The organism is Sphaerisporangium perillae, from assembly GCF_023276435.1.
Lineage (GTDB): Bacteria > Actinomycetota > Actinomycetes > Streptosporangiales > Streptosporangiaceae > Sphaerisporangium > Sphaerisporangium perillae.
The window spans coordinates 60,334-80,307 of sequence record NZ_JALLPO010000035.1 but is presented as its reverse complement, the minus strand read 5'-3'; the positions used below and the strand labels follow the sequence as shown (position 1 = coordinate 80,307).

The following is a 19,974-nucleotide window of genomic DNA, read 5'->3' as shown; positions in this document are numbered from 1 at the left end:
CTGTTGGCCCTAGTGGTGCTGATGTGTTCAAATAGCGGGCACTTGCTGGGATCTTCCGAAGAGCCTCACCAATGAGACCCCCGCACACACATACGCCGACATCGCGCGAGAGGTTGCGTTCGGTGAGCATTGAGATCGGCGAGCAGCAGCCGAGGGCCGCTGAGCGCGGCGGCTGGCGGCTGCGCAACTGGCGCGTGCGCGCACGGCTCGTGGCCCTGATCCTGATTCCGACGGCCGCCGCCGTGCTCCTCGGTGGCGTGCAGGTCATCAACTCGACCAGCGCCGCGGGTGCGTACAGCCAAGCCAACCTGCTCGCCCAGTTCTCCGACCGGGTGGGAGCGCTTACCCACAGACTTTCCGCCGAACGCGCGCGCACCTCCTGGTACATCGCGCTCGGGCGCCCTACCAGCGCGGCTTCCGCCGTGCGCGATCAGATGAACGAGGTCGACAAGGCGGCCGAGAAGGTACGCGAGAGCGCCCGCCTGCTTGGCGGCTACACGAACAGCCGCACCGGTGACGAGATCGAGACCGTGCTGACCCGGCTCGACGACCTGTCAGAACTGCGCAACCAGGCGCTCGACTCGGAGCTGTTGCCGGGCGCCGCCATCGACCTCTACACCACCGTCATCGGCGATCTGATCTCGATCAACGACGAGCTGGGGAAGGGCAGCGAGGACGACGTGCTGGTCCAGCAGTCCGTGACGCTCGACGCACTGGCCCGCGCCAAGGAGAGCGTGTCGCTGCAACATGCGCTGCTGACAACGGTGCTCGTGGCGGGCAGATTCGAACAGGATCAGCTCCAGCGGTTCCTCGGCGAGCTGGCACGAGAGCAGAACGAACGCAAGGCCTTCACCGACGACGCCACCTCAGACGAGCGCCGCTTCTATGACGAGACGGTCAACGCCGGGTCAGCCGAGCGGGCGCAGTTCCTCCGGGAGCTCATACTGATCAGGGCCGGCTCCGGCGTCTCGCTGAGGGGTCTCGACCGGAGCAAGCGCGACGACGCCCGCGAGTGGTTCGACGCGATGAAGGTCGTCGTCGATGCGTTGCGCACGGTCGAGCAGCGGCAGGCCACGGCCATCGTCACTCGCACCGAGGAGCTCAGCTCCAACGAGCAGCAGAGAGCCTACGTGGTCGCCGCCGCCGTGGCCGCCCTGCTGATCGTCGTGCTCTTGATCACCACGGGAGTCGCCCGCTCGCTGGAGCGCCCGCTGCGCCTCCTGCGGAGCGAGGCCCTTGAGATCGCGGGGCGACGGCTGCCGGACTTCGTCCAGCGGCTGCGCGAATCCCGCGGCGGCGCGGTCCCCTCCGAGGTCGCACCCATCGGCGTCTTCACCAAGGACGAGGTCGGCGAGGTGGCGCGGGCCTTCGATGAAGTGCACCGCGAAGCCGTACGGTTGGCCGGTGACGAGGCCCAGCTGCGCGCCAACGTCAACGCGATGTTCGTCAACCTGTCGCGGCGCAGCCAGGCCCTGGTCGAGCGGCAGCTGACGCTGATCGAGCGGCTCGAGCGCGGCGAGCGCGACGACAACCGGCTCGGTGACCTGTTCAAGCTCGACCACCTGGCCACCCGCATGCGCCGCAACAGCGAGAACCTGCTGGTCCTCGCCGGCCAGGACGCCGCGCGCAAGTGGAGCCAGCCGGTCGAGCTCATCGACGTGGTCAGGGCGTCTCAGGGCGAGGTGGAGAGCTACGACCGCGTCGTGACGCATGTGCGGTCGGAAGTCGCCATCGCCGGCCAGGCGGTCAGCGACATCGTCCACCTGCTCGCCGAGCTGGTGGAGAACGCGGTGTCGTTCTCCCCGCGCGACACCAAGGTGGTCATCTCCAGCAACCGCATCGACGACGGCGGCTTGATGATCTCCATCACCGACCAGGGCATCGGCATGAATGCCGCCGATCTCGGCGAGGCGAACTGGCGGCTGGCCAACCCGCCGGTGGTCGACGTGTCGGTCTCTCGCCGCATGGGACTGTTCGTGGTCGGCCGGCTGGCCCTTCGGCACAACATCCGCATCCAGCTCCGCCAGCACGACGTCGCCGGGCTGACCGCCATAGTGCTCATCCCCGAGACCCTGCTCGCCCCGATCCCTGGGCAGACTCCGGTGACGCCCCAGGCGACCATCTCCGCCCCGACGGGCCCCGCGGGCTACGGGCATCCCTCGCTGGACCCCCCGCCCCCGGTTGACACTCTCGACCGGTCGCACCCGAGGCCGGCGAGCGTGCCGACAAGGGAGGGGCCCCGGACCGACGGGACGTGGTTCGCATTCGACAGCACGCCGCCGGTGGAGGCCTCCCCCTTCGATCAAGGGGCCTTCGGCCCCGTCGGTCCGCCCTCCGCCGACTTCCCGGCGTTCAGCCAGCCAGGCCCGCTCGACCGCCGCCTGCGCGAAGAGCTGCGCAGGGATCCCAGGGAGATGGACGCCACCCGCCCGCTGCCCAGGCTCGAAACCTCGCCGATGGACACCGGCGAGGAGGAGTACCTGCCGATCTTCGCGTCGGTCGAGTCCGGATGGTTCAAAAAGGTGGAACCCGTCGTCGAGAAGCCCGTCGCCGCGAAGCCTGCCGTCGCAAAGCCCGCCGCCGAGAAGCCGGCCACCGGCGACGTCTGGTCCTCACCGGCCGACTCCGGCTGGCGGGCCGCAGCGGCGGTGAGCGAGCCCAGCCATGGCGGAGTGACCGCGTCCGGGTTGCCCAAGCGAGAGCCCAAGGCCAACCTCGTGCCGGGCACCGTGGCTCCGGCCGCCTCCGCGCCCCCTTCGCCCGCGCCCCCCATCTCCCCTGACCGGATACGCAGCAGGCTCGCAAGCTTCCAGCAGGGCATCAGGAAGGGCCGGGCTGAGATCAGGAACGAGGAGGAGTCGTGAACGAGCGAACGGACATGTGCGCGGAATCATCGTCGGCGAGTCCCTAGTAGTCATGGAAGGGCATCGTGGCATCGTGGAATGATGGCGGCGATTCGCCGTACGGCTATGGACCGCAGGGGTCCCCGCATTACGGTGACCCCGAGCCCGCACCGGAGCCGCAGAGCTCACTCGTGCGGATGTACTCGCTCACCGGCGGCCGAACGGCGCCGCGCACGGACCTGGCCATCGAGGCACTGGTCTCCTCGGCCACCTCCATCCAGCTCGGCACGACCTACACCCGCGAGTACCGCGCGATCAGCGAGCTGTGCGGGCAGATCAGGTCAGTGGCCGAGGTTTCCGCTCTGCTCGGCATGCCGCTGGGCGTCGCCAGAGTGCTCATCGCGGACATGGCGTACGAGGGGCTCCTCCGGATCTACCAGCCGCAGCTGGACGCCGGCGCGCCGAACCAGAACCTGCTGGAAAGGGTGCTCATAGGACTACGCAGGCTCTGAGGGCGGCCTAGGCCTGTCGCTGCAGTTGTCGCAGTCGGGTGGTTCCGGGTCGGGGCGCGCCCGGGGCCGCCCCGCGGAGGGGCGCCGCGCAGCGCGGCCGGACCGCGTAGGCGACTCTCACTCAGCGGGAGGCCGGGGGCGGCCGGCCGCGATGTCTGCCACCTTGGGCAGCGACGACGAGAGGCCGCCCCGCTCCAGGTAAGGCCGGAGGGCTCTGATGCTCGACCTCGACACCGGCAGATTGGACTGAGGACAAGTGACGCAGATCCGTGGACTCGGCTACCTGAAGGTCCAGACGCGCGACATCGGGCGCTGGCGCGAGCTGGTGATCGACGGGCTCGGCTTCGCCGAGGGATCCGGGCCCGACCCCGAGGGCCTGTACCTGCGCATGGACGAGCGTCGATCGCGGCTCGTCGTGCTCCCCGGCGACGCCGACCGGGTGCTCGCCGTCGGCTGGGAGGTCCGCGACCAGTTCGCGCTCGCCACCGTCGGCCGCGCGGTGGAGGCGTCCGGCACGCCGGTCAAGGTGCTCTCCGCGGAGGAGGCGGCCGAGCGCGACGCCGAGCAGGTGATCACTTTCATCGATCCGGCCGGCGTCCCGGTGGAGGTATTCTTCGGCCCGGTGCTCGACCACAGCCCGGTCGTCACCGGCCTCGCGCAGCGGTTCGTGACCGGCCCGCAAGGGATGGGCCATGTGGTGCTCCCCGCCAGTGCGATGGAGGAGACCATCTCCTTCTACACCGAGGTGCTCGGCTTCCTGCCGCGCGGCGCCATGAAGGTCGGCGGCAGGAAGTCCACGCGGCGGGTGCGCTTCCTCGGCGTCAACCAGCGCCACCACAGCCTCGCGATCTGCCCCGCCGGCTACACCGGGGACCCGGGCCTGGTGCACCTGATGGTCGAGGTCGACAGCCTGGACGCGGTGGGGATGGCGCTCGACCGGGTGGGCAAGCTGGGCTTCTCGATCTCCTCCACGCTGGGCCGGCACACCAACGACAAGATGGTGTCCTTCTACGTCCGCGCCCCCGGAGGCTGGGACATCGAGTACGGCACCGAGGGCATGCGCGTCGACGAGACCTACTACACCGCCGAGGAGATCACCGCGGACAGCTACTGGGGCCACGACTGGTCCGGTTCGGAGCCGCTGGCGACCTTCGTCCCCAAGTCGTGAGCGGAGCCCTGCCGCCGGTCGATCCCGTCCCCGCGAGCTCGGTCGCGGCGTTCGACCACGAATGCGACGTGCTCGTCGTGGGCTTCGGCTGCGCCGGCGCCGCCGCCGCCTTCGAGGCCGCGACGGCGGGCGCCGAGGTCCTCGCGCTGGAACGCGCCGGCGGGCCCGGCGGGTCGTCCGCGATGTCGGCAGGCGAGCTGTACCTCGGCGGTGGCACGGCCGTGCAGCGGGCCTGCGGGTTCGACGACGACCCGGACGACATGTTCGCCTACCTCGCCGCCGCGCTCGGCCCGCACGCCGACGAGCAGAAGCTGCGGCTGTACTGCGACGGGAGCGTCGAGCACTTCGAGTGGTTCCGCGACCGGGGCCTCACCTTCAACGAGTCGCTGTACGACGCGCCGAGCTGGATGCCGCCGACGACGGACGGGTTGATGTGGCTGGGGGAGAACGCCTGGCCGTACAACACCCTGGCCAGGCCGGCGCCGCGCGGCCACCGGCCGGCGACCGAGTCCTTCGGCGGCTGGCTGCTCATGCAGCGGCTCGTCGAGGCGGCGGAGGCCGCCGGGACCGCCCGCCACACCGACACCCGCGCCACCAACCTGGTCATGGACGGGGACGGCCGGGCCGTCGGGGTCGTCGCGCAGCGGTACGGCACGCCGGTGACCTACCGCGCCCGCACGGGGGTCGTCCTCACCACCGGCGGCTTCGTCGACAACGAGGAGATGCTCGCGGACCATGCCCCGGTGCTCCTCGGCCACGGCAAGGTCAGCGACGGCCTGGACGACGGCGGCGGCATCCGGATGGCGGCGGCCGCCGGCGCGGCCACCCGGCGCATGTCGGTCGTGCAGATCGCGCTGACGGCGCTGCCGGCGATGCTCGTGCGCGGGCTGCTCGTGAACGCGCTCGGCCGGCGGTTCGTCAACGAGGACGTCTACCCCGGCCTGTTCAGCGCCGCCGCGGTCCGGCACCAGCCGGGGCCGTACTGGGCGATCATCGACGAGGAGGGCTACGAGTCCATCCCCGCGCAGGATCTGTGGGGCGTGCGCCCGCGGTACGTCGCGGAGACCCTCGCCGAGCTGGAGGAGTCGCTCGGGATGCCGGCGGGCGCGCTGGAGGACACGGTCGCCGCCTACAACCACCACGCGGAGCGCGGAGAGGACCCCTACTTCCACAAGGCCGCGAAGTGGCTGCGGCCGCTCAAGCCGCCGTTCGCCGCCGCCGATCCCCGGGCGGGGTTCGGCGGGAACGACCAGGAGGGCACCGGCGTCGCCGGTTTCACCCTCGGCGGGTTGCACACGACCGCCGACGGCGCCGTGCTGAACCACTCGGGACGGCCCATCCCGGGTCTGTACGCGGCGGGCCGGACCGCCGCGGGCATCCACGGAGAGGGATACGTCAGCGGGACGTCGCTCGGCGAGGGCACGTTCTTCGGCCGCCGCGCCGGCCGCGCCGCCGCCGGGGACGGCAAGGCGGCCGGCTGAACGATCACCGGCCGGGGCCGGCGAGGCGTCCGGCGGGTGACACGAGCAGCACCGGCCCGTGACGGACGCGGGCCGGCCCGTGACGACCGACGCGGGCCGGCGCGTGCCCCGGAGGCGATGAGGCCTCAGGACTCCGGTACGGCGATGACGCCCTCGAGCGCCGCTCGCGCGATCGAGTCGCGCAGCGCCGTACAGCCGGGGAAGACGCCGGAGCCGTCGCCGAGAGAGCTGGCGCGCCGCTCCAGGCAGGCGCTCACGGCCTCGGCGTTCCACTGGACGCTCGTCTGGTGCCAGCTCGCCTTGCGCACCTCGACCTCCGCGCCGCACTGCCGGCAGCACAGCGGCTGCATGGGCGCGCCGTCGAGCAGGCGGTCGTCCGGGCGGACCGTCATGCCGGCCGGCCTTCCGCGGCCCTGCGGGCCAGGTTGTCCTCGACCTCCTGCTTCCACACCTCGACCGGGCGGGTGGTGTCGAGCTCGAACTCGAAGCGCTCCACCATCTCGGGCTTGACGTCGGCCACGTCGACGTAGAACTGCTCGTACCAGCGGCGGAGCTGGTAGACCGGCCCGTCCTCCTCGCACAGCAGAGGGTTGTCGATGCGGGTCTTGTGCTTCCAGATCTGCACGTCCTGGTCGAAGCCCCTGAGGATGAAGTCGCCCAGTTTCTGCGCCATGGCCTCGGCCGCGTCCTTGGAGAGCTTGTCGCTCTGCTGCACGATGATGCCCGAGTGCAGCATGAACGAGTTGCCGTCGATGGGGTAGTGGGCGTTGACCAGCACGGACTTGAGGTCCATGTCGTCGTAGTGGTAGGTCAGGTCGTCGATCATGAAGGACGGCCCGTGGTACGACGCCACCGAGGTGTTGCCGAGCATCTGCGGCTCGCCGGCCTTGGCCGGCCGGCGGGCGTCCGGCCGGCCGTTGCCCTTCATGATCTGCGTGGCCACGTGACCTTCGAAGATGTTCTTGAAGTACGTCGGGAACGAGAAGTGCACGTAGAAGAAGTGCGCCATGTCGACGATGTTGTCCACGACCTCGCGGCAGTTCGTCTCGACGACGATCTCCTTCCAGACCCACTCGGTCCAGTCGTCGCGCGTGGCGCCCTCGATGCGGGGGATCGTGACCTCCGGCGGCGGCGGGTTGCCCTCCGGGTCGTTCCAGACGAACAGCAGGCCGTCCTGTTCCATGGTGGTCCACGCGGCGGTGCGGGCGCGGAGCGGGACGCGGCGCGCGTAGGGGATCTTCTTGCAGCGGCCGTCGCCGCCCCAGCGCCAGTCGTGGAACGGGCAGGCGATCTCCTCGCCCTTGATCGTCCCCTTGGACAGGTCGGCGCCCATGTGCCGGCAGTAGGCGTCCAGCACGTTGATCGCGCCGCTGCCGCTCTGGAAGACCACGAGCTTCTGGCCGAAGGCGCTGACCGTGTGCGGCCTGCCGTCCTTGAAGCCCGCGGACAGGCCGAGGCAGTGCCAGCCTCTGGCGTAGCGCGTCGGCACCGCCTCGGCTTCGATCCTGCGGACGCCGCTGTTCCCGGCCTCTACTGCGGTCACGTCGACCCACCCCTTCAGGACACGCGTTCTCAGTTCGCCAAGGTAGGAGGTGCGGCTGCCCGCCGGACCGTCGAGTCCCATTGGCCGGGATGGCCGTGACGCGCGGGCGACGGCGCGGCGCACCATCATGGACGGCATCTGTCCGACGAGCGTGACACGGAGAGCCGAGTCCTTCCCCTCGTGAACGAGGGGGATTCCAAGACACCATTCCACACCGTGCCGCGTTCCCTCCCCCGGCTCAAGGCGGAGGTCTCCACGCTTAAGGAGTTTCGATGAGCAACGAGGTCCTGGACGCGGTCCGCCGGCTGCTGCCGAAGATCGCCGAGCGGGCGCGGTCCACGGACGAGGGCCGGCGGGTCCCGGAGGAGGCGATCCGCGAGCTCGTCGAGACGGGCGTCTTCCGGATGCTGCAGCCCAAGAGGTATGGAGGCACCGAGAGCGACCCGGTGAGCTTCTTCGAGGCGGTCCGGGAGATCTCCGCGGTCTGCGGCTCCACCGGCTGGGTGGTCTCCGTGCTCGGCGTGCACCCGTGGCAGCTCGGCCTGTTCGACGAGGCCGCGCAGGACGAGCTGTGGGGCGAGGACCCCGACGCGCTGGTGTCCTCCTCCTACGCCCCCGTCGGGCGGCTGATCCCGGAGGAGGGCGGGTACCGGCTCTCCGGCCGGTGGCGGTTCTCCTCCGGGTGCGAGCACGCGTCGTGGGCGCTGGTCGGCGGCCTGGTCGTGGGCGACCAGGGCAAGCCGGTCGACTTCATGACGGTGCTCGTGCCCCGCGCGGACTACGCGATCGACGACGTCTGGGACGTCATCGGGCTGCGCGGCACGGGCAGCAACGACATCATCGTCGAGCAGGCGTTCGTGCCCGCCCACCGCACCATGCGCAACTACGAGCAGGCGCAGCTCCGCGGCCCCGGCCAGAAGGTGAACACCGGCCCGCTGTACCGGATGCCGTTCGGGACGGTGTTCACCACCGCGATCACCGCGCCGGTGATCGGCATGGCGGCGGGGTGCTACCGGTCCTACGTCGCGTCCATGCGCGACCGCGTACGGCTGAGCCTGGGCGGAGGCCGGTTCGCCGAGGACCAGTTCGCCCAGGTCGCGGTGGCCCGGGCGGCGTCGGAGATCGACGCGGCCGTCCTGCAGACCGACCGCAACGTGCGCGAGGTGTACGAGCACGCCGTCCGGGGCGAGCCGATCCCGATGGAGTTGCGGCTGCGCGCCCGCAGGGACCAGGTCCGCGCGACCGAGCGGGCGCTCACGGCCATCGACATCCTGTTCAAGACCGCCGGCGGGAACTCGCTCAGCCGCGGCAACCCCCTCGAGCGCGCCTGGCGGGACGCCCACGCGGGCAGCGTGCATGTCGCCAACGACGTCGAGCGGGCTCTCGCAATGTACGGCAAGGGCGAGTTCGGCCTGGCCATCGAGGACAACCTGGTCTGAGGCGGCACACCGCACCCGGTGGGGGACGGCCGTGCGGCAGCCGATCGCCGGCCGGCGCCCGGGCGGTGCTGAGGCGTGCAGGCGGTGCTGAGGCGTGCAGGCCGGCCGGTGTCCCGATCAGCGGTTACCGGCCCCGGCCATGGCGTTCGCCGCCCGATAGGCGAACACCATGGCGGAACCGATCGGTATGCCCGGGCCCGGGTAGCAGCGGCCGGAGAACGACGCGCTGGTGTTGCCCGCGGCGTACAGGCCGGGGATCGGCCGGTCGTCCCGGTCGAGCACCCGGCCGTCCGGGTCGGTGCGCAGGCCGCCCTTGGTGCCGAGGTCGCCGAGGACCACGCGCGCCGCGTAATAGGGCGGCCGGTCCACCGGGACCAGGCACGGGTTCGGGCTCTCCGAGCCGCCGGTGAAGAACCGGTCATAGGGGTCCTCGCCCCGATGGAAGTCCTCGTCGACGCCCCGCGCGGCGAAGCCGTTGAAGCGCTCGACGGTGGCGGTCAGGGCCTCGGGCGGCACGCCGAGGCGCCCGGCCAGCTCTTCCAGGTCGCCGGCCCGCACCCAGGTGCCCGCCCGCAGGTGCTCCTCCGCCGGGAGGGCCGGCAGCGAGATCGCCGGCAGCCGCCCGCCGAAGCGGGAGTCGAAGATCAGGTACGCCGGTATGCGGCCGGGCGCGGCGGCCATCTCCCGGCCCATCCGGTCGTACGGCAGCGACTCGTTGGCGAACCTCGCGCCGGTCCCGTCGACTATGAGACCGCCGTGAAAGCCCAGCGTGAACGCGGCCCGGCCGTCCGGCAGGGCGACCCCCGGGCACCACCACGCCTCTTCCATCAGGTCGGTGGCGGCCCCGGCCGCGACGGCGGCGAGGATCGGGTCGCCCGTGTTCGCGCCCGCCGGGGCCATCGACCACTCGGCGGCCCCCGGCACGCCGTTCTCCTTGCGCATGGCGCCGTTGCCCTCGAAGCCGCCCGCGGCCAGCAGGACGCCGCGGGCGGCGCGCAACCGCACCGGGCCGCCGGAGGTGGCCGCCTCGACCCCGGTCACCCGGCCGTCCTCGACGATGAGCCGGGTGAGCGAGGTGCCTGTGCGCACGGTGCCGTTCCCCGTCGCGGTCAGGGCGAGCAGCAGCCGCCCGATCAGCGCCCGCCCCGCCGTCAGCGGGCCGCCGCCGTGGCCGCGCCCGGTGCGGTCGCGCTCCACCGGCGGGCGCACCAGGGCGGCGAGGGCGCCCAGCCGCTCGGCAGGCAGGTCCAGCGGCACGAGGGAGCGCCCGGCCTCCGCGCGGCCCGGGGCGGGGAAGTAGTCCGGGAAGGGCCGCCACTCGAACTCGATCGCCGGGTCGCGTTCGAGGAACGCGACGACCTCGGGCGCGGTCGCGAGGAACGCCTCCCGCCGCTCGGCCTCCGCCTCGCCGATCAGGGCCATCAGGTAGGCGCGCGCAGACTCGGTCGAGTCCCCGATCCCGGCGCGCTGCTGCACGGCGCTTCCCGGCAGCCAGACGGCCGCGCCCGCGTAGGCGGAGGTGCCGCCGAGCAGCGCCGTCCGCTCCAGGACGGCCGTGCGCAGCCCGCTCGCCGCCGCCGCCAGCGCGCCGGTCATGGCCCCGGCGCCCGACCCGGCCACCACCACGTCGTACTCGCCGTCCCACCGCTCGGCAGCCACCATGCCCGTCTCCTCCCGCCGGTCGCGGTACCTAGGCAAGCGCAGCGGGGGATGCGGCGGAGAGCCCGTCCCACTCACCGGTATGGGTGATTGGCGGGTACGCCGGTCGCCGTGTGTATCGTCGTTGCGATATCCGGACCGACCAAGGGGAGAGCGAGCGTGCCGAGAATCGCCGAGGTCAGGGCGCCGGCCGAGCCGACCTCGCCGGAGCAGCGGGCCCGGCACCTGCGCATCCTGCGGGCCGCGGCGCGGATGGGGGCCGAGAAGGGGCTCGAGCGCGTTCAGATGCACGAGGTGGCCAAGGCGGCCGGCGTCGCGATCGCGACGCTGTACAGGTACTTCCCCTCCAAGACCCACCTGTTCACGGCCTTGATGGCCGAGCAGATCGACCGGTTCAGCGAGACCGTGCCGCGGCCCGATCCCGGCACCAGCCCGGAGGACGCCGCCGGCGAGGTGCTCGTGCTGGCCAGCCGGCAGCTGCTGCGCAGGCCCGCGCTCGCCACCGCGATGCTCCAGTCCGCGAACGCCGCCAGCGCCGCCGCGGTCGCCGACGCCGGGCGCATCGACGCCACTTTCAGCCAGATCGTCCTGCGGACGCTCGGCGTCGGCGACCCCACCGTCATGGACGTCACGCTGGTCCGGCTGCTCATGCAGTGCTGGTACGGCGTACTGCAGTCGAGCCTCAACGGGCGGATCTCGATCCCCGACGCGGAGAGCGACATCCGCATCGCCTCCCGGCTCCTGCTCGCACCCCGCTCGAACGCCGTCCCCGAGCCGGCCGGCCGGGCCTGACCTCACGAAGCGACAACGCGACCCTGACCTCACGGAACGACGACGTGACCCTGACCTCACGGAACGACGACGTGACTCTGACCTCACGGAACGACGACGTGACTCTGACCTCACGGAACGACGACGTGACTCTGACCTCAAGGAGCGACGACGTGACTCTGACCTCAAGGAGCGACGACGTGACTCGAAGGATCGCGGTGACCGGCTCGGGCTCGGGCATCGGCAAGGCGCTCGCCGCCTCGCTGCGGGCCGGGGGCGACGAGGTGATCGGCGTCGACCTCAAGGACGCGGACGTCTGCGCCGACCTGTCCACTCCTGAGGGCCGCGCGCTGGCCGTCGAGTCGGTGCTGGCCAGGTCGGACGGCGTGCTGGACGGTGTCGTCGCCTGCGCCGGGGTCTCGGGGATGACCGCGCAGACGGTCCGGGTCAACTTCTTCGGCGTGACCGCGCTCCTGGAAGGGCTGCGCCCGGCGCTGGCCCGGGCCCCGAAGCCGAGAGCCGCCGCGGTCGCCTCCATCTCGGCCGTCCAGCCGGCCGACCCCGAGGTGGTGCGGGCCTGCCTGGACGGCGCCGAGCCGCAGGCGGTCGCGCTGGCCGAGCGGGCCGCCGAACGCGGCGAAGGGTGGAAGCTCTACCCGTCGTCGAAGTCCGCGCTCGCCCGCTGGCTGCGGAGCCGGGCGGTCTCCCCCGAGTGGGCCGGGTGCGCCATCCCGCTCAACGCGGTCGCGCCGGGCGTCGTGCTCACCCCGATGACGGCGCCCCTGTTCGAGGACGAGGCGATGCGCGCCGTCATGGACCAGGCGGTGCCGATGCCGCTGAACGGCCACGCCGAGCCCGAGGTGATCGCCGACGCCCTGCGCTGGCTGATCGCCCCGGAGAACTCCCACATGGCCGGCCAGATCGTCTTCGTGGACGGCGGCGCCGAGGCCACCCTCCGCGGCCCCGACGTCTACTGACAGTGACGGACCCAAGATCGAGCACTCGCCGTACACGTCAGCCCTGGGCGGCGGGGTTCTGCGTTCCGGTGGTGTCGAGTTCGGCCACGCTGTAGGCCGCGTAGGTCCGGTACGGCCCGCGGTCCTGGAAATGCGGGGTGAGCTGCGCGTCGAGTTCCTCGACCGAGAACGCGCCGCTCTCGGCGGTGAACTTCCGCTCGACCACCGGGGCCGCCATGAGCGCGACCATGTCGCCGTACACGACGAACACCTGGCCGTTGATCTTCTCCGAGGCGGGGGAGGCGAGGTAGCTCACGAACGTGGCCACCCGCTCGGGCGCCAGGATGTCCAGCCCGCCCGCCGCGCGGCCTTCGGCGAACACCCCCGCCGTCATGCCGGTGCGCGCCCGGGGGCAGATCGCGTTGGCGCGCACGCCGTACCGCGCCAGGCCCTGGGCGGTGGAGAGGGTCAGCGCGACGATGCCGGCCTTGGCCGCCGCGTAGTTCGGCTGGCCCGCCGAGCCGAACAGGAACGCCTCGGAGGAGGTGTTGACGACCCGGCCGTACACCGGCCCGCCGGCGGCCTTGCTCGCCGCGCGCCAGTACGCCGCCGCGGCCCGGGAGACCCCCGCGTGCCCCCTGAGGTGGACCCGCACGACGTCGTCCCAGTCGGACTCCGCCAGGTTGAACAGCATCTTGTCGCGGAGCACGCCCGCGTTGTTCACCACGATGTCCAGGCCGCCGAAGGTGTCCACCGCCGCCTGCACCAGGCGGTCGCCCATGGACCAGTCGCCCACGTCACCGGTCACCGCGACGGCCTCCCCGCCGAGCCGCTTGATCTCGACCACGACGTCCTCGGCCGCCGACCCCACGTCGTTGACGACGACGTTCGCGCCCCGCTCGGCGAGGGCCAGCGCCTCGCAGCGTCCGAGGCCGGCGCCCGCGCCGGTGACGACGGCGGTCCTGCCCGCGAGGCTGGTGTTCGAGCCCATGTGCACGCTCCTGCTCGGTCGGATCACGTGGCTCGGAAACTAGTATGTATTCCAGTTTCAGCTCAGCTCCGGGTCCCGGTGAGTGGGTGCGCGACCCGCCCTCCCCGGCCGAGGCGGCGCGGCGGGCGCGACCACTGAGCGGGACACCGCCCTCGGTCAAAACGGAATCAATTCTAGCCTCGCTTCCATGACGTCGCAGGTGGCGAGCCTGCGGGAAGACCCGACCGAGGAGAAGTCATGGCTGAGGCCGTCATCGTCGACGCGGTGCGCACGCCGGTCGGCAAGCGCAACGGCACGCTGTCCGGGCTGCACCCCGCCGAGCTTCTCGGCCAGGTGCACAGAGGCCTGACCGAGCGGGCGGGGATCGAGCCGGACCTGGTCGGCCAGGTGATCGGCGGCTGCGTCACCCAGGCGGGCGAGCAGTCCAACAACGTCACCCGCCAGTCGTGGCTGCACGCCGGCCTGCCGCACACCACGGCCTGCACGACGATCGACTGCGCGTGCGGCTCCTCCCAGCAGGCGGTGCACCTGGTCGCCGGCCTCATCGCCTCCGGCACCGTCGACATCGGCATCGGCTGCGGCGTCGAGTCGATGAGCCGGGTCTTCCTCGGCCAGGCGATCACGCCCGGCACCGGCAGCCCCCGCCCCGACACCTGGTCGCTGGACATGCCCGACCAGTTCAGCGCCGCCGAGCGGATCGCGCACAAGTACGGCGTCAGCCGCGCGGACGCCGACGCGCTCGGCCTGCGCTCGCAGCGCCGCGCCGCCGAGGCCTGGGCGCAGGGCAGGTTCGACGGGCAGATCATCGAGGTCGAAGCGCCGGTGATGAGCCCCGACGGGCCGACGGGGGAGACCGCCACCGTCACGCGGGACCAGGGACTGCGCGACACCAGTGCCGAGGCGCTGGCGAAACTGAAGCCCGTCCTGCCCGGCGGGATCCACACGGCAGGCAACTCCTCACAGATCAGCGACGGCGCGGCCGGGGTGCTGCTGATGAGCGCGGACAGGGCGCGCGGCCTCGGGTTGCGCCCGCGGGCCCGCATCGTCGCCTCGGGGATGGTCGGCTCGGACCCCTACTATCACCTCGACGGGCCCATCGCGGCCACCGCGCACGTGCTCCGCGCCGCGGGGATGACGCTGTCCGACATCGACCTGGTCGAGATCAACGAGGCGTTCGCCTCCGTCGTGCTCTCCTGGGCACAGGCCCACGAGGCCGACATGGACAAGGTCAACGTGAACGGCGGCGCCATCGCCCTCGGGCACGCCGTCGGCTCCACCGGCGCCCGCCTGATCACCCAGGCGCTGCACGAGCTGGAACGGACCGGCGCCTCCACCGCCCTGATCACCATGTGCGCCGGCGGCGCCCACGCCACGGCCACCATCATCGAGCGAATCTGAGACCACGACACCGGGACGGGCAGGCGCCGCAGTCGCCTCCGCGCGGCAAGGAGGACGGCGGCATCCGATCGCGCTGCGCGAACGCCGCGCTGTACGGCGGGCTCGTCGGCAAGTGGGCAGACCGCACCTGATCCGCGCTGCGCGAACGCCGCGCTGTACGGCGGGATCGCCGGGCACAGTGGGGGCATGCGGGTAGCCGTGCTTTCCGACATCCATGGGGTGCTTCCAGCGCTGGAGGCCGTGCTGGCCGAACCTGACGTGGCCGCGGCCGACCTGATCGTCCTCACTGGCGACGTCGCCGCGGGCCCTCAGCCGGTGGAGACGCTCGATCTGCTGATCTCGCTGGGGCGGCGGGCGCTGTGGGTCAACGGCAACGCCGATCGGGAGCTCGTGGAGGTGGCCGCGGGCAAGCGGTGCGAGTACGCCATCTCCCAGTGGGCGGGCGAGCGGCTCCGTGCGGACCAGGTCGAACTGCTCGCCGCCCTCCCCGCCCGGCAGGTGCTCGACCTCGGCATGCTGGGCACCACCCTGTTCGTGCACGCCACGCCGCGCGCGGACGACGAGATGATCCTCGTCGACAGCACGCTCGCCCGATGGGCCGAGGTGCTCGGCGACGTCACCGCCGACAGCGTGGTCCTGGGCAACACCCACATGCCGTTCGTCCGGCTCGTGGACCGCAGGCTCGTGGTCAATCCGGGGTCCGTCGGCATGCCGTACGGCACGGCGGGCGCCCATTGGGCGCTGCTCGACTCGGCCAGTGGTGCGGTGACCCTGCGTCGCACCCCGTTCGACACGCGGGCCGCCGCCGACCGGCTGGTCGCCGAGAGCGGGTTCGAGGAGATCGAGCAGTGGGTGGCCGAATACGTGACCACCACCTACTCCGACTCCGAGGCGCTCACAGTCTTCGCCAGGTCCGAAGGACGCTGAAGCACCCCCGCACCGGCGCACAGGGTGCGCCGGAAGGAGGGGACGGTCTTCTTCTCGCTGTGATTATTCGATCATGCGGGCGAAGGCATCAGGGGTGACGATGGGGATGCCGTAGCCGCGGGCCTTGCGGGCTTTGCCGGACAGAGTGTCGGGGTCGGCCGCGACCAGGAGCCGGACCTTCTTCGTCACATCGGGATGAGGCACGTACGAGGCCTCGCGGGCGCGCTGTTCCCAGCTTTCGCGCCCGCCGTCCATCTCCCCCGTGAACGCTGGGCATGGTCATGCCCAGCGCCGCCGCGTCCTGCGCGGCGTAGGCGAGCTGCCGCCGGGCCTCCTCGGCGCGGGGCCCGTCCCGCAGCGCCAGCGCCTGGCCGAGGCGGGCCCGGGACAGGACGACGGCCGGCCGGTGCCCGAGCGCGAGATTGCCGCGGACCGCCGCGCGCAGGTGGCCGATGGCCTGGTCCACGTCGCCGGTGGTCAGCGTGGCGACCCCGAGGCAGTGGTGGACGGATCCGACGCAGGCGACGCCCAGGCTGACCAGCACGGGCCGGTGCGCGAAGGGGGCGAGAAGGGTGTAGGCCTGGGCCGAGGTCTCGGTGTCGGCGAGCAGATGCGCCGCCTCCACCACGCCGTACATGGATATGAGCCAGCTACTGGAGCGGGGCAGGCGCGCGAGGTCCCGGCCGCGCACGCGAGCCAGCATGATGGCCGCCAGCTCGCGGTCTCCCGCCGCGACCGCGAGGCCGGCGAAGGTGGCGTTGTCGATCGTGCTGAGCGTCGGGGAGTTGACCAGATCCGACAGCGTGGGGAGGCGGCCCTGGTACCAGCGGATCGTCCCGAGCTGGGCTCGGTACCATCCGTGGGCGTCTATGTCGCCCGCCGTCACGCCCCGCTGGGCGCAGGCGGCGGCCAGGGTCTCGGCCTCGGCGAACCGGCCGCCCCGGATGCAGAGCATCACCTCGATCGCGCTGATCACGAATATCGGGTTGTCCCGGCGGCTCGGAAGTCCTATGCATGGACGTACACGGATATGGCCATCCAAGGGGGTCCGATGGAGTTCCGCGTCCTGGGGCAGCTCGAGGTCTCCGAGGAGGGCCGGCCGCTACCCCTCGGACCTCGGAAACAGCGGGCGGTCCTCGCGGTGCTCCTCACCCGCGCGGGCCAGGTGATGTCCCTCGACCGCATCATCGAGGAGGTGTGGGAGAGCCTGCCTCCCCCCACCGCGACCGGCACCGTGCACGCGTACGTGTCCAACCTGCGCACCGTCATCGAGGCCTGCAGAGCCCCGCGCGAGCCTCCCCGGGTCATCGTCACCAAGCCGCCCGGGTACAAGATCGCCGTCACCCGTGACCAGGTCGACGCGCTCGTCTTCGAGGACGCCGTCAAGGAGGGGAGGAGCCTGCTCGCCAAGGGGCGGCCCGCCGACGCCCGCGCCGTCCTCGCGGGCGCCCTCGCGCTGTGGCGGGCGACGCCGTACGAGAACCTGGCCGAGTACGCCTTCGCGCGGCAGGAGGCGGAGCGGCTGGGCGACCTGCGCCTGATCGCGATGGAGACGCACGCGGAGAGCCTGCTGGCCCTCGGCCTGCACCAGGAGGCCTTGGAGGACCTGGAGCGGCTGACGGCCGAACATCCGCTGAGGGAGAGCCTGGTGGCGCTGCGCATGCTCGCCCTGTACCGGGCCGGACGCCAGTCGGAGGCCCTGGACGCCTTTCACACGGTGCGGCTCGCGCTGGCCGACCAGTTCGGCATCGACCCCGGACCGGCGCTGCGCCGGCGGTTCGACGAGATCCTCAGCCAGTCCGCCGCACTCGACCCCGCCCTTCCCGAGATCACGCCCCTGACCATGCCCGAGCGGTCCCCCGCCTTCCCCGCCGAGCGGCTCGTCGGCCGGAACCTGGAGCTGACCCTCGCCGAGACCGACCTGAAGGCGGTCCTCGAGGGAGAGGGACGCACGATCCTGCTGGTGGGCGAGCCGGGCATCGGCAAGACCCGGCTGGCGGAGGCGGTCACCTCGCGCGCGGCGGCGCACGGGTCCCTGGTCGTGTGGAGCCGCGCGGTGGAGGACGCGGCGACGCCGCCGTACTGGCTCGGGGTACAGCTCCTCAGGCGGCTCGCCGAGGAACTGCCCGAGGCGTTCGCCGGCGCGGCCCGCCCGTACGCGCCGCTGCTATCACCGCTGGTCCCCGAGCTGGTGAACGCCACCGCACGCCCCGATCACGGCTTCCCGCGGATCGACTCCGAGCACATACGCGTCCCGATCTACGACGCCATCGCGCGCGTCGTCGTGAAGCTGGCGGAGCGTCGGTCCCTCACGCTGGTGTTCGAGGACCTGCACTGGGCCGACCTGCCCTCGGTACAGCTCGTGGGCTACCTCGCGGCCGAGACGCGGCGAGCGTCCGTCCTGCTCATCGCGACCCTGCGCGACGACGAGCACACCACCGCCATCCGCGACCTGCTGGCCTCCCTGGTGCGGGAACGGCGCACGCGCAGGCTCCAGCTCGGCCCGCTGGACATCGACGACGTCACCATGCTGGTCAAGAACTGCACGGAGACCGCCGCGTCGCCCGAGCTCCTGGCCGTCCTGCACGAGCGGACCGGCGGGAACCCGTTCTTCGTCACCGAGCTCGCCCGCATGCTGCGCAGCGAACGCGCCCTCACCGACCAGGACATCCGCCACAGGCTGGCCCGGGAGATCCCCGCGGGGGTCCGGGACGTCATCCGCCGCCGCTGGCACCGGCTGCCCGACTCCGCCCGGGGCATGCTCTCGATCGCGGCCGTCGCCGGGCAGGAGTTCGGCATGGCGCCGCTTCGCACCGTCACCGGGCTGGACGAGGACCGCCTGCTGGAGAGCCTGGAGACCGCCGTCGTCACCGGCCTGCTCGTAGAGGACCCCGCCGTGGTCGGCCGCTACCGGTTCGCCCACCCTCTGGTCCGCGAGACGCTGTACGACCAGCTGGGCCATGTGCGGCGGGCACGGTTGCACGAGAAGATCGGGCTCGCCATGCTGCGGGCCGGCGCGGACGTCGACGAGGTCGCCCACCACCTGTGGGAGGCGTGGCCGGTGACCGGCCCGGCGGTCGCGCTCCCGCACGTGTTCGAGGCGGCCAGACGGGCGCAGAGCACCCTGGCCTACGAGCAGGCCGAGACGCTGCTGCGGCGTGCCCTGGAGCTCGCGCGGGCCCTGCCCGGCGAGCAGGACCGCATCGACCAGGAGCTGCGGATCCAGGTCCGGCTCGGCACGCTGCTGGCCGGCAGGCACGGGTACGCGAGCCCGCAGGCCCGTGCGGCCTTCCTGCGCGCCCGCGATCTCAGCCCGCGCAGCGCCCTGCGGAGCGCCCAGTGGGTTCCCGCGCCGTGGGGGCTCTGCGTCGCGCGGATCAACGGCGGGCAGCTGGACGAGGCCGAGCGCATCGCCCTGGATCTCGCCGAGCACCCCGACGACGCGCTGGCCGCGCTCGCCGCCGTGCACGCGCGGGGCATGATCGTGTTCTTCAGGGGAGAGCAGCACCTGGCGAGCAAGCTGCTGACGTCGAGCATCGGCCTCGCCGACCGCGCGGGGGAGGTGTCCGCCGCGCTCGGGTTCAACGATCCGCGGGTGCACGGCAGGTCCATCGCCGCGTTGTCGGCGGCGCTGCGGGGAGACGACGCCGAGGCCGATCGCCTGGACCGCGAGGCCCGGGAACGGGCCGCCACGCTCGCGCGCCCGGTCCCGGAGGGCCTTGCCCTGATCTTCGCCGCGCGGCTCGCGTGGATTCGCGGCGACGCCGGCCTCACCAGGGAACACGCCACCGCGGCTCTCGAACGGGTGAGCCGGCACTCCATCACCCCTATCAGCGTGATGGGCTCGATCCTGGCCGGCTGGGCGGAGGCGGAGCTGGGTGAGCCGGAGACCGGGATCGCGCGCGTCAGAGAAGGGCTGGACGAGCTGTCCCGTACCGGCACGCTGCTGAACCGGCCCTGCTTCCTGGGGATGCTGGCCGAGCTGGAGCTCCGGCGGGACGAGCCGGGCGCGGCGCTGGCCCGGCTCGACGAGGCCGACGAGCTCGCCGCCAGGACGGGAGAGCGCGCCTTCGAGGCCAGGAACCTGCACCTGCGGGCGCTGGCGCTCCTGGCCCGCGGCAGGTCTCCGCAGGAGGCGTCGGCCCCGCTGCGGGAGGCGATGGTCGTGGCGGGCGCGCAAGGCTCCGTGCTCCTGCTGCGCCAGGCCGAGACGGCCCTCGCTCGTTTCCTCCCATTCTGAAGCCGGTGCCGGCGCGGCAGATTCGTAATGTCTTCCATCTTTCACT

The 19,974-nt window shown here is 72.3% G+C and carries 15 protein-coding genes; 10 read left to right on the top strand and 5 right to left on the bottom strand.

The window, feature by feature from the left end; translation table 11 throughout:
* The first annotated feature begins 122 nt into the window (after nucleotides 1-122).
* The 4 genes from MYF83_RS30275 to MYF83_RS30260 all read left to right on the top strand — a co-directional run bounded on the left by MYF83_RS30275 (nucleotide 123) and on the right by MYF83_RS30260 (nucleotide 6,004).
* Nucleotides 123-2,864 (top strand): sensor histidine kinase, encoded by a 2,742-nt coding sequence (locus MYF83_RS30275; RefSeq protein WP_248964149.1) that lies wholly within the window; start codon nucleotides 123-125, stop codon nucleotides 2,862-2,864.
* Nucleotides 2,865-2,929: 65 nt separating this feature from the next.
* Entirely contained in the window at nucleotides 2,930-3,355 is a 426-nt protein-coding gene (locus MYF83_RS30270; protein ID WP_308201521.1) for a DUF742 domain-containing protein, read from the top strand.
* A gap of 256 nt (nucleotides 3,356-3,611) precedes the next feature.
* Nucleotides 3,612-4,523, top strand: coding sequence for a VOC family protein (locus MYF83_RS30265; protein WP_248964148.1), 912 nt, complete (start codon nucleotides 3,612-3,614; stop codon nucleotides 4,521-4,523).
* Nucleotides 4,520-6,004 carry an FAD-dependent oxidoreductase gene (locus tag MYF83_RS30260; RefSeq protein ID WP_248964147.1) on the top strand — a complete coding sequence of 495 codons (1,485 nt, stop codon included), beginning with the start codon at nucleotides 4,520-4,522 and terminating at the stop codon, nucleotides 6,002-6,004. Before MYF83_RS30265 ends, MYF83_RS30260 begins: the two co-directional genes overlap by 4 nt.
* A 125-nt stretch (nucleotides 6,005-6,129) precedes the next feature.
* Here the strand turns inward: MYF83_RS30260 and MYF83_RS30255 are convergent, their stop codons facing one another.
* Together MYF83_RS30255 and MYF83_RS30250 are read right to left on the bottom strand one after the other, a co-directional pair.
* Nucleotides 6,130-6,396: a ferredoxin gene (locus tag MYF83_RS30255; RefSeq protein WP_248964146.1), complete on the bottom strand. Its 267-nt coding sequence runs from the start codon at nucleotides 6,394-6,396 to the stop codon at nucleotides 6,130-6,132.
* Complete coding sequence (locus MYF83_RS30250; RefSeq protein ID WP_248964145.1) at nucleotides 6,393-7,547, bottom strand: 3-ketosteroid-9-alpha-monooxygenase, oxygenase component; 1,155 nt, start codon at nucleotides 7,545-7,547, stop codon at nucleotides 6,393-6,395. Before MYF83_RS30250 ends, MYF83_RS30255 begins: the two co-directional genes overlap by 4 nt.
* A 272-nt stretch (nucleotides 7,548-7,819) precedes the next feature.
* Here MYF83_RS30250 and hsaA point away from each other — a divergent pair, with 272 nt between their 5' ends.
* Nucleotides 7,820-8,986: a 3-hydroxy-9,10-secoandrosta-1,3,5(10)-triene-9,17-dione monooxygenase oxygenase subunit gene (hsaA, locus tag MYF83_RS30245; protein ID WP_248964144.1), complete on the top strand. Its 1,167-nt coding sequence runs from the start codon at nucleotides 7,820-7,822 to the stop codon at nucleotides 8,984-8,986.
* 117 nt (nucleotides 8,987-9,103) lie between these two features.
* Here hsaA and MYF83_RS30240 read toward each other — a convergent pair whose 3' ends face one another.
* On the bottom strand, nucleotides 9,104-10,648 hold the full coding sequence (locus tag MYF83_RS30240) for an FAD-dependent oxidoreductase (protein ID WP_248964143.1): 1,545 nt from the start codon (nucleotides 10,646-10,648) through the stop codon (nucleotides 9,104-9,106).
* Nucleotides 10,649-10,804: 156 nt separating this feature from the next.
* On the opposite strand from MYF83_RS30240, the gene MYF83_RS30235 reads away from it, so the two are divergent.
* On the top strand, nucleotides 10,805-11,437 hold the full coding sequence (locus MYF83_RS30235) for a TetR/AcrR family transcriptional regulator (protein WP_248964142.1): 633 nt from the start codon (nucleotides 10,805-10,807) through the stop codon (nucleotides 11,435-11,437).
* A gap of 179 nt (nucleotides 11,438-11,616) precedes the next feature.
* Nucleotides 11,617-12,393, top strand: coding sequence for an SDR family oxidoreductase (locus tag MYF83_RS30230; protein ID WP_248964141.1), 777 nt, complete (start codon nucleotides 11,617-11,619; stop codon nucleotides 12,391-12,393).
* A 37-nt stretch (nucleotides 12,394-12,430) separates the two neighbouring features.
* Here the strand turns inward: MYF83_RS30230 and MYF83_RS30225 are convergent, their stop codons facing one another.
* Nucleotides 12,431-13,363: a 3-oxoacyl-ACP reductase gene (locus MYF83_RS30225; RefSeq protein WP_248964140.1), complete on the bottom strand. Its 933-nt coding sequence runs from the start codon at nucleotides 13,361-13,363 to the stop codon at nucleotides 12,431-12,433.
* A 237-nt stretch (nucleotides 13,364-13,600) separates the two neighbouring features.
* Here MYF83_RS30225 and MYF83_RS30220 point away from each other — a divergent pair, with 237 nt between their 5' ends.
* The gene (locus tag MYF83_RS30220) at nucleotides 13,601-14,761 is read left to right on the top strand and encodes a steroid 3-ketoacyl-CoA thiolase (protein WP_248964139.1); all 1,161 of its coding nucleotides are present in this window, start codon (nucleotides 13,601-13,603) and stop codon (nucleotides 14,759-14,761) included.
* A gap of 186 nt (nucleotides 14,762-14,947) precedes the next feature.
* On the top strand, nucleotides 14,948-15,688 hold the full coding sequence (locus MYF83_RS30215) for a metallophosphoesterase family protein (RefSeq protein ID WP_248964138.1): 741 nt from the start codon (nucleotides 14,948-14,950) through the stop codon (nucleotides 15,686-15,688).
* An 88-nt stretch (nucleotides 15,689-15,776) separates the two neighbouring features.
* On the opposite strand, the gene MYF83_RS30210 is transcribed toward MYF83_RS30215, so the two are convergent.
* On the bottom strand, nucleotides 15,777-16,664 hold the full coding sequence (locus MYF83_RS30210; protein ID WP_248964137.1) for a hypothetical protein: 888 nt from the start codon (nucleotides 16,662-16,664) through the stop codon (nucleotides 15,777-15,779).
* Between the two features lie 75 nt (nucleotides 16,665-16,739).
* On the opposite strand from MYF83_RS30210, the gene MYF83_RS30205 reads away from it, so the two are divergent.
* Nucleotides 16,740-19,928 carry an ATP-binding protein gene (locus MYF83_RS30205; protein WP_248964136.1) on the top strand — a complete coding sequence of 1,063 codons (3,189 nt, stop codon included), beginning with the start codon at nucleotides 16,740-16,742 and terminating at the stop codon, nucleotides 19,926-19,928.
* Nucleotides 19,929-19,974: the final 46 nt, after the last annotated feature.

What these genes read in the sequence shown, in the direction of transcription:
- MYF83_RS30255 (WP_248964146.1), bottom strand. Translation starts at nt 6,396, where the DNA reads ATGACGGTCCGCCCGGACGACCGCCTGCTCGACGGCGCGCCCATGCAG.
- hsaA (WP_248964144.1), top strand. Translation starts at nt 7,820, where the DNA reads ATGAGCAACGAGGTCCTGGACGCGGTCCGCCGGCTGCTGCCGAAGATC.
- MYF83_RS30240 (WP_248964143.1), bottom strand. Translation starts at nt 10,648, where the DNA reads ATGGTGGCTGCCGAGCGGTGGGACGGCGAGTACGACGTGGTGGTGGCC.
- MYF83_RS30225 (WP_248964140.1), bottom strand. Translation starts at nt 13,363, where the DNA reads ATGGGCTCGAACACCAGCCTCGCGGGCAGGACCGCCGTCGTCACCGGC.
- MYF83_RS30220 (WP_248964139.1), top strand. Translation starts at nt 13,601, where the DNA reads ATGGCTGAGGCCGTCATCGTCGACGCGGTGCGCACGCCGGTCGGCAAG.
- MYF83_RS30215 (WP_248964138.1), top strand. Translation starts at nt 14,948, where the DNA reads ATGCGGGTAGCCGTGCTTTCCGACATCCATGGGGTGCTTCCAGCGCTG.
- MYF83_RS30205 (WP_248964136.1), top strand. Translation starts at nt 16,740, where the DNA reads ATGGAGTTCCGCGTCCTGGGGCAGCTCGAGGTCTCCGAGGAGGGCCGG.